This is a genomic window from Mycobacterium sp. MAA66, assembly GCF_041261665.1.
Taxonomy (GTDB): Bacteria; Actinomycetota; Actinomycetes; order Mycobacteriales; family Mycobacteriaceae; genus Mycobacterium.
In genome coordinates, this window is sequence record NZ_JBGCCC010000014.1 from 84,789 (window position 1) to 102,421 (window position 17,633).

At 60.3% G+C, this 17,633-nt stretch carries 10 protein-coding genes and 2 pseudogenes; 7 read left to right on the top strand and 5 right to left on the bottom strand.

All coding sequences use genetic code 11. From position 1 onward, the window contains the following. Nucleotides 1-181: 181 nt before the first annotated feature. Both ABIA30_RS25755 and ABIA30_RS25760 read left to right on the top strand, forming a co-directional pair. The gene (locus ABIA30_RS25755; protein WP_370070734.1) at nucleotides 182-1,312 is read left to right on the top strand and encodes a GGDEF domain-containing protein; all 1,131 of its coding nucleotides are present in this window, start codon (nucleotides 182-184) and stop codon (nucleotides 1,310-1,312) included. Between the two features lie 434 nt (nucleotides 1,313-1,746). Then, on the top strand, nucleotides 1,747-2,841 hold the full coding sequence (locus tag ABIA30_RS25760) for a GGDEF domain-containing protein (RefSeq protein ID WP_370070736.1): 1,095 nt from the start codon (nucleotides 1,747-1,749) through the stop codon (nucleotides 2,839-2,841). Nucleotides 2,842-3,257: 416 nt separating this feature from the next. Here ABIA30_RS25760 and ABIA30_RS25765 read toward each other — a convergent pair whose 3' ends face one another. Next, nucleotides 3,258-3,470: a hypothetical protein gene (locus ABIA30_RS25765; RefSeq protein WP_155899294.1), complete on the bottom strand. Its 213-nt coding sequence runs from the start codon at nucleotides 3,468-3,470 to the stop codon at nucleotides 3,258-3,260. A gap of 351 nt (nucleotides 3,471-3,821) precedes the next feature. Between ABIA30_RS25765 and ABIA30_RS25770 the strand changes: the two genes are divergently transcribed. After that, complete coding sequence (locus ABIA30_RS25770; protein ID WP_370070738.1) at nucleotides 3,822-7,604, top strand: NACHT domain-containing NTPase; 3,783 nt, start codon at nucleotides 3,822-3,824, stop codon at nucleotides 7,602-7,604. Between the two features lie 706 nt (nucleotides 7,605-8,310). Beyond that, entirely contained in the window at nucleotides 8,311-9,195 is an 885-nt protein-coding gene (locus tag ABIA30_RS25775; protein WP_370070740.1) for a hypothetical protein, read from the top strand. Nucleotides 9,196-9,705: 510 nt separating this feature from the next. Here ABIA30_RS25775 and ABIA30_RS25780 read toward each other — a convergent pair. Continuing rightward, complete coding sequence (locus tag ABIA30_RS25780; protein WP_370070742.1) at nucleotides 9,706-10,665, bottom strand: hypothetical protein; 960 nt, start codon at nucleotides 10,663-10,665, stop codon at nucleotides 9,706-9,708. A gap of 161 nt (nucleotides 10,666-10,826) precedes the next feature. Between ABIA30_RS25780 and ABIA30_RS25785 the strand changes: the two are divergent. Then, nucleotides 10,827-10,966, top strand: a pseudogene (locus tag ABIA30_RS25785) (transcriptional regulator); the annotation flags it as partial. A gap of 47 nt (nucleotides 10,967-11,013) precedes the next feature. Here ABIA30_RS25785 and ABIA30_RS25790 read toward each other — a convergent pair. After that, nucleotides 11,014-11,303, bottom strand: a pseudogene (locus ABIA30_RS25790) (DUF3349 domain-containing protein). 255 nt (nucleotides 11,304-11,558) lie between these two features. Between ABIA30_RS25790 and ABIA30_RS25795 the strand changes: the two are divergent. Both ABIA30_RS25795 and ABIA30_RS25800 read left to right on the top strand, forming a co-directional pair. After that, nucleotides 11,559-11,840: a PhoU domain-containing protein gene (locus ABIA30_RS25795; protein WP_370070744.1), complete on the top strand. Its 282-nt coding sequence runs from the start codon at nucleotides 11,559-11,561 to the stop codon at nucleotides 11,838-11,840. Between the two features lie 305 nt (nucleotides 11,841-12,145). Beyond that, entirely contained in the window at nucleotides 12,146-15,832 is a 3,687-nt protein-coding gene (locus tag ABIA30_RS25800) for a P-loop NTPase fold protein (RefSeq protein ID WP_370070746.1), read from the top strand. 231 nt (nucleotides 15,833-16,063) lie between these two features. On the opposite strand, the gene ABIA30_RS25805 is transcribed toward ABIA30_RS25800, so the two are convergent. Together ABIA30_RS25805 and ABIA30_RS25810 are read right to left on the bottom strand one after the other, a co-directional pair. Next, nucleotides 16,064-16,309, bottom strand: a complete 246-nt coding sequence (locus ABIA30_RS25805; RefSeq protein WP_370070748.1) for a hypothetical protein — start codon at nucleotides 16,307-16,309, stop codon at nucleotides 16,064-16,066. Between the two features lie 916 nt (nucleotides 16,310-17,225). Then, nucleotides 17,226-17,633: MBL fold metallo-hydrolase (locus ABIA30_RS25810; RefSeq protein ID WP_370070750.1), on the bottom strand; the 408-nt coding region annotated here is incomplete at its 5' end.

Genomic DNA, 17,633 nt, shown 5'->3' on the forward strand with positions numbered 1-17,633 from the left:
ATCCGGACATGCCTGCCTAATCGTGGTGAGGGTACTGACGGTGACACCGCCCCTTCCTCGCGGCACCCAGGGACCGTGTGGCGCAGTCCGTCCGCACCCGAATCCTTGATCGATAGGTCGATGTGCGAGGCGCGCTCTAGACTCGGCCGCTCAGCGTCACATGTGCGGGGGTGGAGTGCCGATGAAGCAGGACATGTATCGATTCACCACGGATGCCCTGCGTGCCAGCGACCTCATGACCCCGCTCAGGGTGGTGATCGGTGTGATGTGCATATCGATGACGCCCGTCGTGTGGACCATGCAGTTCAACCCGAACGGACCGCACGACCTGGTTCCTCGAGTGGTCCAGTTCATCTTGGGAGCCGCTCCGGCGATCGTCGGCATCATGTGGATTCTCGGCGATTGGCCGACTTTCCGTCAGTCTCTGCTGTTTGTGGCATGGGCCGATATCGCCCTTGCGATTGGTACTGCGCTGAATTCATCGCCCCAGGCTCGACTTGACGGCGCCTTTCACATGGGCCTCATCGGCGTCTATGTCGCATTCATACTCGGCCCGACCGTGCTCGCGGCACACTGCGCATTCACTCTGGCCACGGTGGTCGCGCTCTCGTCCTACTGCGTTGTCACCGATCACTCCAGCTGGGGCGATCTGTACGTCTTCTTGGCTCCGGCCATCTCATCTCTGATCATCCTGCCGGTACTCATTCAGGCCCTCATCGAAGGCGCCCGACGCACCGCGTTGAGGACCTTCCAGCAGGCGACCCTCGACCCGCTGACCGGGCTGAGCAATCGACGTGGGATGTACGCCCGCACAGACGAACTGATCCGTGATAGCGGTTCGGGCATTCTTGTTGCCGCCATCGTGGACCTCGATCGCTTCAAAGGGCTCAACGACCGACACGGTCACGAAGAGGGCGACCTCGCCCTCAAAGCGGTGGCCCAGGCGCTGGCCGATTGCATCCGTCCCGGCGACATCGCCGCCCGATTAGGTGGCGACGAATTCAGCGCTCTGGCCGTGGCCGGCTCCGAAGCCGAAGCCGCCGAGTTCGTCGACCGTCTTCGCGCCGCGCTGCAGGACATCACCGACACCGTCACCGCGAGCGTGGGAATCGTCTGTCGGCGCCTACCGCTGCAGGACCATGTCGACAACGTGCTGCGCCATGCCGACCGCGCCATGTACGAAGCCAAACGTCAAGGTGGGAATCGCCTGGTTCAGTCCGATGTTGCTGACGAGTTCAGCTCGGCGAGCGCCGCAGAACGGCACATCGCACCGGTAGTCCGGCAACAACCCCGTGGACGCGATTGCCGCTGAGCTGCCCTTTCACCCCGGCAACGGCTCGGCCGGCACCTCCAATAGCGATCACACAGCGTTTCTCGTAACGTGGGTTTCCCACTCTCGGTCGTTTCGATCGAGCATCTAGACGCAAAGGCGCCTGAGGCGTCGTCACCCGAGTAGCGGCTCGATGGTTCACGAGCACGGCCAAGCCGCACTGCGCAGATCCAGACCTCGTGAGCCCATGCCGTCGACCGACGCAGTCCGAGTGCACGCAAGCAGGAGCCACCAGGTACGACAGTGTCCAGTCAAGTTCGAACCGGGTGCGACCGTTCACAGCGTCAACCAACTTTAGTTTGCTATAACAGTGGCTCTAGTGCGTGCGAATATGCGTCAAAGCGCTTGTTCAGCAGAATTAGAGGGCGGTGGTGCCGTTGTCGCATTCGGGAAGCTTTGCCCAGTATGGCCCTCGCGTGCGGCAATGGTGGAGCGAGCCGGTCGATTACGCCGCGCAGGTCGCGTACTTTGCCAAGCGATCGATGTCCCAGACGATCAAAGTAGCGATCGGTTTGGGCAACGGTATGAACGCGGCGACGCCGCTAGCCCTTCTGCTGCCCACCGTCGCCCCGGATAAGCCTGCCGCTCGAATCGCTGTGGTGATGTTTGCCGTGATGATGTTCGTCTGGGCGTGGCTATGGTGTTCGCGGCCGTGGCCGTCGCGGTCGGTGTCAATCGGGTTCATCGTCTCGTGTGACATCGGCATCGCGATGGTGTCGCTGCAGGATCCGAATTGGCTGACTGGATTCTGGGGGTTCAACGCTTTCGCTCAAATCTCTGTTTATCTGCTGTTTTTCGACGGCCCGAAAGTCTTTGCGGTGCACGGGGCGTGGATTGTGGCCACAGCTACGGCGTTCGCCGCGCGGATCAGTGCCGATGCTCACGTTGGCGCGGCAGTCATGGTCGCTCGACTACTCGCCATAGTGGTGCCGGCGGTGTCGGCAACGATGGGAATCCAGCTGGGGATCTGGGATCTGCGCAACGACGCTAACGAATCTCTGACTGATCCGTTGACTGGGCTGCTCAACCGGCGCGGCTTGCATCTGCATATCGGAGACTTGCTGCGCGACAACACCACCATGGCCAGCGAGGTGGCGGTCATGGTCGTGGACTTGGACCGGTTCAAACAGATCAACGACAATTTTGGCCATGGCGTCGGTGACGAGGTCCTGATCCGCACCGCGCAGCGGATTACGGCGGCAGTGCGTGGCAGCGCACTGGTGGCGCGGACCGGCGGGGAGGAATTCGTCATCGTCGATCTCACCGATCCCGGACGTGCGGAGTTCATCGCGGAGCGCATCCGGTACGCAATCGCAGCGCCCGCGGCCCATCCGGCCACCGCCAGCATCGGCCTCAGTTGCAGCGCCCGCGCGGACTTCACGACGTTGGGGGGTGACCCCACCGTCCAACTCGACGCCATCATTGCGCGCGCCGACAGTGCACTATTCGACGCTAAACGGCGCGGCGGTAACGCCACAATCAACATCCCTGCCGCAAATGATCAGCATTAGAGCGTGGTGGCCGCACCGTCTGCAAGCATCGCCCCAAACTCGTACTAAGAAGAAGGCAACTGTCCGTAGTTAAACAATATTGAGGGTTTGCCAATCTGCGTTGCATATCGATGACGACGCACACGGCCTCCTTGTAGGGTCTCAGATCCCGTGTCATCTGCCGATTCCCTGACCTGCGGTGATGCAGGTTGTCTCACGTGATGTCACCAGGGTTCTATCTCAGAATTTTGGCATTTCTTCAGCGGGCATTTTGGCCTCGGCGGAGTCGAGCCGCTTGAGCCGGCAAGCCATCGACGCGCCAGCGCCCTACTTGCGTCACGTGACGGGTCTCTCCTCTGCCGCCGATTGTTGATCAGCCGGCTGCGATGGATGCCGGATACTGCTTACTGATCGATGGACGCCGATAAGCATCTAGCTCATTCGCGCCCGTAAACTCGGCGCACGCGGACAGCTCGACTCATACCGTCTACGAGCATCAGTCCGTCATTGGTGACGGTTGCCTGCGGACAGTATGCGTAGTGGTACTCGTAGTGGTATTCCGCTTGCTTCCACTTGGAGCCGTCAGTCATCTCCACATACGTCTTGCCGTCCCAACCCTTCCAGGCGCCCTTGACCGTCATCTTGGACATCTGATCCTCCCGTTTCGGTGGTGCACATTGGTGAAGACGACCTTGCCACCAGCCACCGACCGGATGGTGTGACTACCGCCGCAGCTACAGCCACCGATCAGCCCGTCGCCGCAACCGACAAGTAGCATGAATCCTTCAATGACTGAGGCTGACGAACCTGGTCCGAATCAGGACGGAGCTACTGATGATCGGCCACAAGGAAGCGGTGCCGTTCGCTGGTTAGCTCCGGTAGGCAGCAAGATCCCACGCACCGAACACGGACTCCTTGACTCGGTAGCGCTGGGCTCCGAGTGGTACTCAGGTGACCGACCGCGATCATCAGACGACTTAGTCGAGAGCACAATTTCGTATGTGCTGCTCGCGCCCGGTGGCGCGGGTAAGAGCACGCTCATCGAGGCCCTCAGACGTCGAGAGCCGGCCAGCCAGTCAATAGATCTGCGGATGCACAACACGCAATCCCTCATTGCGGCGTTCGACCAGCTCTCTTCCGATCAATCCGCATCGGCGCCCGCACCTCAAATGACCGTGTTTATCGACGCGATCGATGAGGCGCTACAAGTGGATCCGAATATTGGACACGTGCTGGTCAAGCTCCTCAGTCGGGCAGAGATGCGCAAACTGGCATGGCGGTTCGCCTGTCGACCTGCCTCATGGACACGCGCGCTGGCAGACGGGATGCGCGCGGCCCTGCCGGGGTTCGAGGAACTAGAACTCCTCCCTCTTGGGATACCTGACATCCGGGCGATGGCAGCGGACGACGCCGACGCCTTCATCAACGGAGTTGAGCAGGCGGGCCTGATCCGTTTGCTAGCACTTCCGCTGCATGCGTCCAACTTGCTCGACGCATGGCGTCATTCGGGCGAACTTCCGGCAAATCGGTCTGTTGCCATGCAGCACGCAGTCAACCGTATGCTCAGCGAGGGAAGCGCGACTCGCCTCCCTGGGCAACTAGACGACCAACGGCGGGAGCTGATCGCCGAACGCCTGGCTGCACTCTCAATGTTTTGCGGCGTCGGAAGCTTTTCGCTTCAGCACGCCGGCGGCTTCTCGGCGGGCCATCTGGCGGTCAGCGCGGTACCAACGCACGCCGAACCCGACCTGGCCGGTGCTCCCCTAACCGTGACGGATATCCAGGAGGTATTGGGCACTGCGCTGTTCACTGCTGCCGGACAGGGCGCGGTGGCGTTCACGCACCAGTCCTACACGGAATACCTGGCAGCGGCATACCTTCGGCGCCGCGGTGTCGCTGGACAACGGTTGATCACCCTTCTCGGTGCCGATGTCAACGGTCTGGTTCCTGGACCGATGATCGAAGTCCTGGGCTGGTTGTTGTCGAAGGGCGCGCCGGTGCCGGATGTTCTGATTGCTGAGAACGCGAGGCAATTGTTGAGCACGGCTGGACTGGAGTTCGCCAATGATCAGACTCGCCGGAGCCTCGTCGAGGCGCTGCTGGACGGAGCGGCGTCTGGGTTGTTTGAAGGCCCCCCACGGGCAGACACTTCAATACTGTCGCACCCTGAATTGGCTGTTCAGCTGCACGCTGCGGCGAGCAACGTAGCAAACCCGTGGGTTGGATTCTGGATCTGTCGGGTCGCCCGACAATGCGTCGTCCACGAGGTCGCCGACGACCTCCTCGCTCTGGCACTCGAGTCCTCGTTGCCCCCGATGATCAGGGCCGAAGCTGTCACCGCTTTCGCCGCTGTCGCCCCGGATGATCGCAAGGCGGAACTGTCGCCACTACTCGAGCTGGGCGCCACGCAGGACCCATTCGACGAAATCCGTGCGGCCGCGCTACGCGCCGTACTGCCCAACGCCTTGGACTTCGACCGCATCCGAAATGCAATCCGCCCCAGAACTGATTCGCACTTCATCGGCAACTACGAACGCTTGCTCAGCGAGCTTCCTGGGCTAATACCTTCGGTTGAAGTGCTACCTACTCTGAATGATGCACTGCGGCGGCGGCCAGAGGACGGCGATCGGGCCTTCGACGACCTCATTCGAGGGCTACTCCAGCGGGCGTGGGATACCAGAGATCCGTCGACCGCCGAAGCGATCGGATCCGCGTTGGCCAGTGATCGATTCGGGCGCCAGGGCGATCTGCCGTGGCAGACCGATGACGACCCAGACCTCCGCCGGACTATCGCTGCCACCGCCTTGGGTGCCCATGAGCACGCTTTCATGGCAGTCCAGGATTTAGGCATCCTCACGCCATCTGACCTTGGCTGGCTCATTGACTGGATGCCTACCGCACCATCCGAAGCCCTGACGTGCGCCGGAGTGGTGGCCCGAAACCTGGCTTGGAACGTTGCCGACGCCGAAGCAGCCGACCGCATCCTCTCATTGGACGAGAACCACCCGGCCTACGACGACCTCAAGTCGTTCCTCGGCCATCAGGACATCTCGTCGCGGCCCCCCTTTCCGAGCCAGACCGACAGAGCAGACAGCGACTCTACGGGCGAGGAAACGTCTGCGCTGCACACGGCCATGGAGCATGCCCGCGCCGTGCCTGGCGATTGGTGGTGCGTCTCCGTAGCACTGGCGGGCCGGGGTGATGACCCTAACCGTCACCTCGACTGGGACCTGACCAACAGGCGGCTGTGGTCCCAACTGAGCACGGACGAGCAGGACGAACTTCTGCTCATCGGCATCCGATACCTCAACGCCAGGACGCCCACCGTTGACCGGTGGGCAGGGCAGGATGTGTTCCAGGCCGAGGACGTCATACCCGACTGGGCCGGCGTAGCTCTCGTCGCGACGCTGGTAATGCACCGACCGGAGTTGCTGGTAGACGTGGAAGACACGGCATGGACGGCGTGGGCGCCGGTGATTACCGCGATGTCGCATTATTCGTCGGAGCAGTCGTGGCTGCACGAGCTCCGAAGTGCAGTGTATCGGAGTGCTCGAGACGCGGTCGACGCGGCATTGCGCGAACAGATCCGCTCGATGCCCGCTGTGTCGTATGCGTACCACCCTCTGGCCGACTTCAACGATGGTCGGCTCCTCTCCATCGTTGAGCACATTGCTCGCGCCACGGACGAATCCGCAGCCCGTCGCTCGGAAGCACTAGACGTACTGGTAGAGCACGCCCCCGACGTCGCGGTTGCGGTCGCAAAAGCAGCTATGGGCGAGCGCGAGGTGCCCCCGGCGGCGTTCGCCGCGCTCGCGAGGCTGGCGCCAGAGGACCTGTTCGCAAGCTGGATCACCCAAGAAAGCCTGGGCCCCTTGGAGCATCTGCGGGACCTCGACACTGAGAAACTGTCCGATGACTCGGTGGTCGCGTTGACAAGGCTAGTTCTTGACGAGCTTCCGTTCGCTCAAGATCCCGACGAACTTTACGACTACGCCGCGGAAACTCCGGCTGCGGCAGCACGTCGGACACGGACTCGTTTATTGCAATCGATGGCCAGTCGTGGCATGGCCAACGCTTTCATTGATTTGGCCAAAGATAGGCCGGTCGCAGACACGGACCGGATCCGCCACCTGCTGCAACAAGCCCGAGCCTATGAGGCGATGACAAACTGGCGGCCGCTAGCTCCGGTCACACTCATGGAACTCATCGATAGCGGTGACGCCCGACTGATCCGAGATAGTGCCGGACTCCGCACGCTGCTAGTCGAACAACTCGCACATATCCAAAACGACCTACGCCGCGGCGGATTTCGAAGCTTATGGGATGGCGAACCCGGCGACGACAACGCTTCGCCCAAGAGTGAGGACACCATATCCGACTGGCTGGTCGAACAGCTGAAGCTACGCCTCAGACCCCACGTCGTGCTCGATCGCGAGATACAGGTGACGCGTCGCAAGGACGCCGGCATAGGCACCCGCATCGACATCACAGCCTCCTCTGGCGGCCCTCAGATCGCGCGGGTTCCGATGGAAGCGAAACTGGTCAACAATCGCGAATTGTCAACCGCTCTACCAGATCAGCTTGTGGATAAGTACATGAAGCCCACCGAGCTCACTGATGGTCTGTACCTGATCTATTGGGTTCCTATCGAACTGCGCCCCAAAGGATGGACCAAGAAGCATCCTGATGCTGGTGTGCTTGCTGACGAACTTCGAGTGCAGGCAGAACAGCAGGCTCCTTCCAGGTACGTCGACGTCGTCGTCTTGGACATCGGCCCCTCCTGAACCGCTTTCTCAGACCGACCTTCCGCAACTGCTGGCACCAGCCCGCGATCCTGCTCCGGTTACCAATCGGCCCAATCATTCGGCTCACGTAGTACCACCGCGGATGGCGCCGAGCCGGTTGAGTGCCCTGGCAGGATCGATCGCGATAGTCCGAGAGGTTTTCCACCGCCACCGGTGGCGCGGGCGGGATTGCCCGAACTGCCTACCTACACAAACAGATTCACACATCTATCAAAACGTTGCGTGTCAACCTTCCGCCAAGTGGAGATTGGCGAGTGCGAGCACGACGTCGGCCAGATCGTGGCGAAGTGTTCGTTGAACGCCTGCTGGGACCGCCGGCGGGCGATATCACGGTGTCCCGATAGCTAGTCTGTGATCATCGTTCCGCCCACACCGAGAGTCATCTCGGGAGTCGGCCGGATTTCCCAGCCGCGCATCCTTTCGCCCTGACATCCTCGGCGACCGCGGCGACAGAATTTGGTGCTGCGGTGTCCGAAAATCGACTATCCAGCGACAACATCATCGACGACGGTCCCGCCAGCGAGTCTTTTAGGGACGACGCAGTCCACATCGGGTTAGTCGGTATTGGCGGCGAGCCAAGGGGTTACACACCCGGCTGTTGACTTTGACCGCTCTCCAACAAGCGTGGGGCCCAGGTACCGAAATAGCTTGTACGACAGCTCCTTTTCCCTGACATGCTGAACACGTGAAGTATCCCGACAATGTCGACGTGTACGAGCACGGAATCTTGGTGCCCGATGGTGAGCGGCCGCCGGCGGGCCTTGCGATCATCGCGACAAACCGATTGCCGATCTACTCCGATTCCACTTTGACGCTCGTCGCCAGCGACGGATCGTCACTAAATGAGCGGACGATCCACGCTCTGGAGGTGCCCGGCCCACACAAGGTCGCGGATTATTACGAGGAAAGCGACGTCCGCTTCTTTCTCCGGGAGTCCCTTTACCACCTCAACAGTGTTATCGACCGTTACGTCATTGCCTGCCAGATATTCGACGAATGGCACGGGTACTGGGTCGGACCACAGAACGGGAATACAGGCGACTCTCGCTTCTTATTTGAAATCGACGCGTACCTCGGAGCTGCACGCCGTGTCTATGAGGCCGTTTCGAAAGTCTTGTGGAAGCACTTCAGCGACTCACCCGACGGAAAGGGGCGTTGGAGTTCGATGCGCAAGACCGTGGTGGCAATCGAGTCAGGATCTACGCACATACCAGGTCCAATTGCCGCAACGGTGGCCAACAGTTGGAACACATACGGGACAACACTCGCGGACTACCGGAACTACGTGGCCCACACTGGGGCGCTATCTGCGAGCGAAGTCTGCTGGATGAGGCGATTTAGTGGAAGGTGGGGGGCGTCCGTAGCGCTCCTGGAGAATCCCGAGGACAAGAAGCGGACACCTATCGATCCCGACGTTCGCCGGGATGCCCTAGCGTACTCCCACGACGTCGCGACCCACCTGGTGGAACTCTGCGAAGATCTATCCGTTGTGCCTGAGATCGCGGACTACCTCGCCCATCCGCCTGGCTACGGAGGTCGACCGAAGGCGACCCGCCGCGAGAGAGGCTGACGCCCTCGCTATCACGGCGTGTTACGAAGGCTCGTCAATCTGTCTGCAAACACCTCTTCCACGGGCATCAATCGGTCGCTCACATCGACTGCCAGCACTCCCCGCCGTGGTCACGGGGCTGTAGGGCCTTCCTGCGGGGCGCGTCGGGACCGATGATGGAGAGAACCGGGTTCCTGCGAACAAGGGACCCGGTTTCCAAAACCCGCTCTTACGTCGAGGGTCGTACCGTCACCGTAGTCTGGTCCAAACGTCGAATCGTCTGGGATCGGCTGTCCATAGTGCAAGAACCGCAGGCGAATTCAACTCCGCTTCGGCGACGGAGGCCAACGACGGATACAACCAGCCAACGATCCTGCTCCGGTACCGACCGACCCAATCAGTCGGCTCACGGGTCGTGGTTTAGCTCGCCGTAGATCAACCGATGGCGGGTTAAACGTAGAGCGGCAAAATACTCACGCTGACCCTATTAGGGTTCCGCCCGGGAGCGCCAAACCTTCTGTGCGACCAACACTAGATCGTCGCCGGCCCGGCTACCTCTTGGTTCCAGTACGCTCGATCACCGGTGGGCTGCTTCTGAGGAGACTGGTCACTCATGCGCAGATCTACTGGTAGCTGAACATGTTGACCCAACGCAAGCACATCGGCGATGTTCGGTTGACCGGCCCGGCATACTTCCAGTACGTATAGCGCCCACGTCGATGCCATCGCCAAGACCCGTGCCGTATCGGCCACCGCGAGTTGCGATCCTGTCCAGTCGACTCCCTTCACGGTTCCGCCCTCTTGGCGTAAATGGCTAATTATCAACGCATTTGATGTGTGCACCGCGCCAGAAAAATCGCGCTGTAGATCGTAGAACAACGTCTTTGCGGCACCCCCGGCGAAACGTCCACACATGTCGATCATGTTCGGCGGACCACCCGATATCGGGTTGTCCACTACCGCTAGAAGCCTCTGCAGCTGCTCGTCCGACAAGCCATGCCCTGCGGCGAAAACGCTGTCCGTCGAATTGATTTCGCGTATTGCGCCTACCATCTCGGTTAGACGGATGTAATCGCTCCGAAGGTGTTTTGCCAACACTTCTCGCTCGCCGTATTCAGTGAGCATCACCCACTGAGCTGTCAACGCGTGCTCAAGAGCGATCCGCACGCATGACTTAGCTACGCCGGGTGTATCACTTCGAACTTGCAAGGCAACTTTGACGTGATTGAGGGCATGTGCGGCCAGACCGAATACGACCACAAACTTTGCGTTCAAACCCTGCGGTACATGGCACTGACGGGTCTCTCGGCCACTAGCCCACCACGATTGCCACAGATCAACAGCCCGATTAGCCACGCGGGCAAATGCCGCATCAGCATCCGCACGATCACTGTCACCCTCCACCGTGCGGGATGCCAAAATGGTTAGAAGCTCGCGGATTTCGTCCGGCGCAGCGTTGAGCCGCTCGGTGCCTCCGGTGGTGTCAGCCACTGCACACTCCTCGCACAACTTCTGCCGCATCGGCCTCGCACTCCGCACGAACAACACAGTGAATATGCCCCATCATGGCGACACGTGAGGCGCACCTCAAGCTGCGGTCCATGAATCCTCGCCCGCGCAGCGCGGTCGTACTCGCGGGAAGACCGTCGCGGGTCGCCGGTGGCCGCAGTGGCCGCAGCATCGTTTACCGCCTGTACGACAAAACCACGTCGCCCAGTTGCTCGACGAAGCGGTCTGCCATAGCGAACACCTGCGCATGGGCACACCGGACCAGGCCAGCGACGTCAGCTGATCCGCTCCTCTGAGTTTCCTAGTTAGCCATGCACTGTCGCTGGCGGTTTACAGCTGGCAGTTGACCGGCCATCCTCCGCTGATCAGCCGCTGCCTGACGCGGTCGACGTCCTCGGGAAGGGCAGCGCGTCCAGGGCTTTGGTGATGGCGACCTCGATATCGGTGATGTCGACGGGCTCGGGGGTGTGGAGCTGGTCCGCAACGGCGCGGACCTCGTCCTCAGACAGTCGGCGGCGCAGCAGCGCGAACAGCGGAACGTAGTCAGTGGTCGGGACCCCATCGGGGTAGCCGGCACGCAGAAACCCCACGACACGTCCAACGATCGCTGGAATCGTCACCTCGAACCTCCTACAGCAGCTGGCGCTGTCTGACTGGCCAAATCTAGGCGTGCGCAGCCGGATGTACGCAACATCAGGCGGCCCGCCGCCTATCGGACAGTGTCAGTTCACTGATATCTCCCATATCCCCATGTCGACATGGGTAAACCCCAGCTTCTCCCCGTAGGCTCGATGACCATGCGAGCTGTATTTTAGGAGCGGCTGGCTGCGCTGCGCGCCGACACCGCTGAACTCTGCGGTCTGACGGGACATGCGTTGCAGCAGGCCACGGAAGCGCTGCGGAACGCCGATCTGGTCTTGGCTGAACACGTCATCGGCCAGGACGACGCACTCACCCACCGGCGAACCCAGTTGGAAGCCGATGTCTTCACTGTGCTGGCGCGGCCAGCACCGGTCGCTGGGGACCGGCGCACCGTGGTCAGCGCCCATAAAGACATTACCGATGTGGAGCGGATGGGTGCCTGCTGCAGACATGCGTCAGTTGTAGCTGTCGCGGCCGTCGAGATGCATGACGGTAGACACGCCTGGCTACTGTGACAGAAACCGGGCGAGCCGCCAGAGCTTGTCAAAGTACGTTGCAAGCTGCCTGTTCAAACGGCTCTACATCGAGCGTGTAACCCAATACCCCGGTGAAGTGGCGTCACATTTGCAAGTCACTCAAATTCCATTCGGAGAAGGCACCAAGAATCCGCACCCTGTTGCTGCCAAGTGCTCGTCAGATCTTGTCTCATGCCAAGCCCGACCCACTCGCCACACCTTCGATTATTTGTCGCATTAGTCAACGATGATGTACTCACACTTCAAGACGGTGTTGTCAACGTAGACAAAGGCGATCACGACTAATGGCGAAACCCGCTCGTTCTCAACTGCTTCATCCTTCGGACCTAATCGAGGACCGCGAGGTAACGACCCAAGATCGAGACCAGCTAGCCCACGCCCAGATCGCCGAGCAGCTCGCTGAACTCGTCACAACTGTTCCCACACCATCGAACGTCGCGCTGTACGGCCCGTGGGGGTCCGGCAAGAGCGGCATCGGGAACTTGCTGCGCAATAAGGTAGGCCAGAACCGGAACATCAAGTTCGCCCGCTTCGACGCCTTTAAATACGCCGAGGCCCCGCTGCGGCGCAACTTCATCTCAGCTGTCGCCAGTGAGCTGAAGGTCAATGACTCAAAGTTCCGTAGCGACCTATACACCGGAAAGAGCCAGACATCGGTTTCCCTTGGCCCGAGAACCCTCGGTCGAATTTTCCTCACCTTCTCCACACTGTTGCTCTTGATTGCTGTAGTCATGGCAGTAGTGCTGTCCCTCATCGCGTGGCGCCAAGGTGGCGCATTCGGTCCAGCGTTCGCCAAGCTAGCGGCCCAAACGGCAGCATCGGCGTTATTGCCAGCGGCACTTCTATCGGCCCTAATGACGATGGCCAGCAAGACTCTTCAGGTCGATCGAAGCGTGGGAAAGCCCGACAGCGATGAGCAGTTTGAAGAGATTTTCGTCCAGCTTGTCAAAAAAAGTGGAGCTAACCGACTGGTTATTTTCGTGGACGAGCTCGACCGTTGTTCAGCTGACGATGTCGTTGCCACGTTAGACGCGATCAGAACGTTCTTGGGCGTTGAGAAGTGCGTATTTGTGATCGCTGCGGATCAGCAAGTGCTCGAGGAGAGTTTGACGCGTGCGGCAAAGCAAGAGACTCCGGCCAACGAAGTAAATCCCTACTACAGCACCGGAAGTGCATACTTAGACAAAGTCTTTCAGTATCAGGTGAGCCTGCCACCGCTTCTATCTCACCGGATCACACGCTTTGCTGCCGACCTTGTCAAAGATCGGGGCGGTGTGTGGTCTGAGATCGCCACAGACTATGTCGTTTCTGTTCTCGTGCCGACTCATGTAACCAGCCCCCGCCGAGTTAAGCACTTGCTCAACACATTTGCCCTAAGCTATCGAATTGCTGAGCAGCGCTTCCGCGAGTCCCTACTCAGCGACGATCCTCGTAGCATCGCCCCTTCGCTGGCGAAGCTAGTGTGCCTGCGAGTCGAGTTTCCGCTTTTTGCCCGCGACCTGGAACTGGATGCCCGGCTTCCCGAATTAGTGCTCGCGATCGCGAACAAGGTTCAGACCGATGATTCCTGGTCGCCGCAGGCGATTTCCCGTGCGGAAGCATACGCAAACGACGGCGAAGCCCCTGCAAGCTTGATTATCGAAGGCACCGACGACGGGCGGTCGGAAGCTTTCGAGCGCACCACAAAACAGAGCAACCGCCAGCTTCTCGACTACCTCAAACGCACCCAACTGGTGTCAGGTCCATCTCGCGACCTTGTCCATCTCCACAGCACTGGAGCCGCCTTCGGACTCGATGGCCAAACAGCCCTGACCATCGAGCGAGCAGCAGAAGACGCCAACTACGAGCTTGCCCGGGAACAACTTCGAAGTATTACACCCGAAAACCGCGGCGGCGCAATCGAACTGCTCACCCAACTGTTACGCACCAGCATTGGCCTCGGAGCCCCGAATGCCGCACAAACTTTGCTGAGGCTGTACGCCAACGACGACTCCCTGTCGATGGACAAAGTCGCGAACTCTGCCAGCGACACAATCGCCGTCTTGCTCCACGAACATCCCGCGATACTGAACAACGACACCGTCGAGTCGGCTTGGAAGCTCGCGTCCGCTGGAACCGCAGATGGCGCGTCGCGCCTTCGCGAAGCCATCCTTCGCTACGCGGAGTCGATAGCCGACGCTGATGTCACATTCATCCTCCGTCACCCCGCCCCCGCTTTCAAAGACAACGGCGACGCCTTGGCCCGCTTGGTTACGTCCGCCATCGTGCGCGACGGGGGTGATCGCGCCGTGCATGTCCTGCGAGAACTTCCCGACTCACATCTACTCCAACTCGTCACAGCATCCAGCACTCTGTTGGAGGACGCCCTGCGCGCGGCGGTATTGAAGTACTCAGAGCACGAGAAGGCTCAGGAAGCCTCGGACGTTCCCGCGACGACAGTAACCGCCGCCACAGAACACGCCGACGACGATGTCCCGTTCGACGCGGCGCCGATCATTCATGCTTTAACCCAGCTCGCAAGCGAACGCACCGGAACCGAAGTAGCGCAACAAATAGCGCTCACACTTCTCAAGACGCGCACCGCTGCTGGCAGAATTGGCGTAGCCAAGCTAGTCGAATGCATCAGCCCAGTCCACCAAGGCACCCTGCTGGACGCCCTCTTGGAGGCAGTCTCCTTCCAGCCAATCTCATTGTGGCCCAAATGGATCAGCGCGATCGCGCCAAACGCAATAGAGCCGCAGCACGTTGCCGCCGTTAAACACCTTGCAGAGATGCTCTGGACAAGAGCAGCACAGGACAACATTTCTGCCGAGACAGCGGACAACGCTGCACGGTCTCTCAAAAAGATTCTCGTTCAACTGCCAGCCACAGATAGGCCCGACATCACCGCTCAAGTGACGGACACACTTTCTGGGCTAGTTACAACTGACGCAATAGCCCAATATCGCGAAACAACGGTGCCGAAGATACAAGCCCTGATCGATATCGGCCTCGTCTCCCGCGAACAGCTCTCCCGTGCCGCCCTGCCCAGCCTTGTGGGTACCTATGCGACCAGCTTCAATCCCGTGCTGACAGGGTCCGGACCACTAAGTCAATACCTGGTCACCACCACCACAACGGTTTTCAACGATCTAGTCCCGTGCGACGACGAAACACTTGAGATCGCACGCGAGATCACAAGCACGCTGTCGGCATCCACCACGATCGAGGAGCCGTTCAAAACAGTGTTGATCCTGACCCTGAGCACCGCGACCAAGGCACGGGCCGAAGACTTTTCGTCGACTCCTGATCTCGCGGCGATCACAGCGCTGGTTGAACAGTTCGGCGCGGCCGCAAGTAAGACCGTAAGCATGTGGCTTGAGCTGACGCGGCCGTCTGCGGCCGAAACCGCCGAACTTGTCGGAACGCTGCTGGGTCGCGAAGCCACGACCGCCGACATCGCCCAAGCTTTGTCACACGTGCGAGCGGACTGGTCCGCTACAGAACGTTTGGACTTACTCAGCCGCTACATCGCGAAGCCAGAGTCGCCGCGGCTGCACACCGCTGAACTAGAGTTGGTCGGGCTGAAAGACGTTCCCCCAGATTCGATCGCGACGATTTTGATCGCCAGATTCGAAGGCTGCCAAAACAATCCCCAACGCCGATCGGTTATCGACATGTGGGATGCGGCCTCGATCTCAGAAGACTCAGTTCGTCGGCGACTCATTCAGTCCATCGTGATCCCGCTGCTAGGTCAGGACGGATCACCTAGAGCCACGGGCCAGACCGACATAGCCCTAGACGCGCTGCAACGTCTCGGTTCGCCGCTTCCCTACGGCATCAAAAGAGCCCTTGGCGAAGCGGTCCAAAAGGCGGTCGAAGACAACGAAGCGTTGGAGAAGAAAGCGTCGAACGTTATGCCACGCTTGGGTTATTCGTCGCAGCGACGAGGTTTCTTCCAACGCAAAACAACGATCGACTACACCGGGTAGATCCGCTTCGACAACACACGAGATCCGAGCGGCCTGGCCCAGGCGACACCCACCTCGATCGGCTGCATCGTAGGTCTGACGGCTCCCCACCATCGTCGTTGCCGTCTGATACCGATAACGCCCAAATCCGTCACCCCGCCGACCCCTACGCCGCGAGCAGCGCCCAATCTGCGAAATCACCTCCGTATCAAGACAATTTCATGACCACAGCAGGCTTCCGCATTGACCCAGCTAGTCGTCGCGAAAGACCGCGATCGTCGACGGCGCATACACCCAGACCAACGGATAGCGACCTTCAGCATTCCGCATCGGAGCAACACCCACCACCAGACCGCACGCGGGCCCGATCACCGGATCATCCACAAGGATCTTGTTCCAGGCCCTCGATTGCCTTTCAGCACTGATCCGTTTGACATAGGCCAAGTCATCCCCGTTCAGCGGATCGCCGAGCCTCGGGAAGCTCAGTGGTGGTGGCATATGCATCTTGACTCCTAAGGACGATCCTTGAGCATGCGCCTACCCGACCCACCCCGTCCAGAGCGAGAGCAATTGACTGCTGAGGTTCCCTGTCGGCCCGCTTCCCGAACATCGACCAAAGCAGCTGTAACACGAGACAGCGTCGTCTGACCACGTCGCCCAAACGTACGTCTCGATCACGAGATCGTTTTAGGGACAACGTCCTTCCAACACATAGTCGGATTCCCTATCCACGATCGCGATGTTGGATGAATCTCCGGAAGCCCGATATTCCGTTCGGACCCAGCCGCCTACATTGCATTCCAAGTTGGCGTGTACAACATCGCATGACAAGTCAAAATGCAAAATGACACGGAGAAATGCAACCTACAAGTGGAGCAATGCCTTTCGACTTCAAGGCCTTTTCTTCTACGCATCCCCCGGACTCGCCAGCCGTCTGCACCTGCCTGAGTCACGGTGGCCGTGCCGCAATATTCTTGCCAGCGACTTGCGCGTCGATCGTGCTGAGAGTTTGTGCCCGCGAACCGATCTCAGCAGCGAGTTCCCTCGCTTGGGCCTGGCGTAGCTCCCAGAACCTCGATTCACGGGAAGTCACCACCAGGGTCAGGTCGCACGAGCCGCTACCAGCAGGCTGTCCCAGCAGCCGTGGCTCGCCCTGATCATCGATTCGGAGCAGTTCTTTGGGGGGGGCTTATCGCGTTGCGATGAGACTAGGGCGGCATAGCGTCGAGAGGGGAACGAAGTCAGCCGCGTGCTTGCTGGCTGATCATTCGGCCTAGGTGAGGTTGCGGATTGCAGCTGTGGGATCTCGTGTGCCTGGCGGAATCTCACTTGCCGAGGCGCCACCACACTGGACTCGCGCATATTTTCACGGTAGCGCCGCTGGCTGTGTGGTGCGCTTTGAAGGCGCTCTGAATCAGTGGCTGCGGGTCACCCATTCGTCGTAGTTGACCAGCTCGCCGCCGATCGTGGTGGTGTCGCCGTGCCCGGTGTAGACCACGGTGTCCTCGGGAAGTTTGCCGAGTTTCTCCGATATCGACGCCAGGATGGTCGGGAAGTCGGAGTAGGAGCGGCCGGTGGCACCGGGCCCGCCGTGGAACAAGGTGTCACCGGAGATCACCGCATCAAGCTCGGGGACGTGCCAGCACACCGAGCCGGGGGAGTGCCCGGGGGTGTGGATGGCCCGGATCGCGACGCCGCCGACGGTGAGCACCTGATCGTCGGCGACGGCGTGAAACTTGCTGTCCGGATGGACAACCCGCCACAGCATCTCGTCGGCCGGGTGCAGCAGGACCGGCGCATCGAGGGCTTTTGACAGCTCCGG

Excerpts from the sequence above, each read along its gene's own strand:
- ABIA30_RS25755 (WP_370070734.1), top strand. The coding sequence starts at position 182 with ATGAAGCAGGACATGTATCGATTCACCACGGATGCCCTGCGTGCCAGC.
- ABIA30_RS25765 (WP_155899294.1), bottom strand. The coding sequence starts at position 3,470 with ATGTCCAAGATGACGGTCAAGGGCGCCTGGAAGGGTTGGGACGGCAAG.
- ABIA30_RS25800 (WP_370070746.1), top strand. The coding sequence starts at position 12,146 with ATGGCGAAACCCGCTCGTTCTCAACTGCTTCATCCTTCGGACCTAATC.
- ABIA30_RS25805 (WP_370070748.1), bottom strand. The coding sequence starts at position 16,309 with ATGCCACCACCACTGAGCTTCCCGAGGCTCGGCGATCCGCTGAACGGG.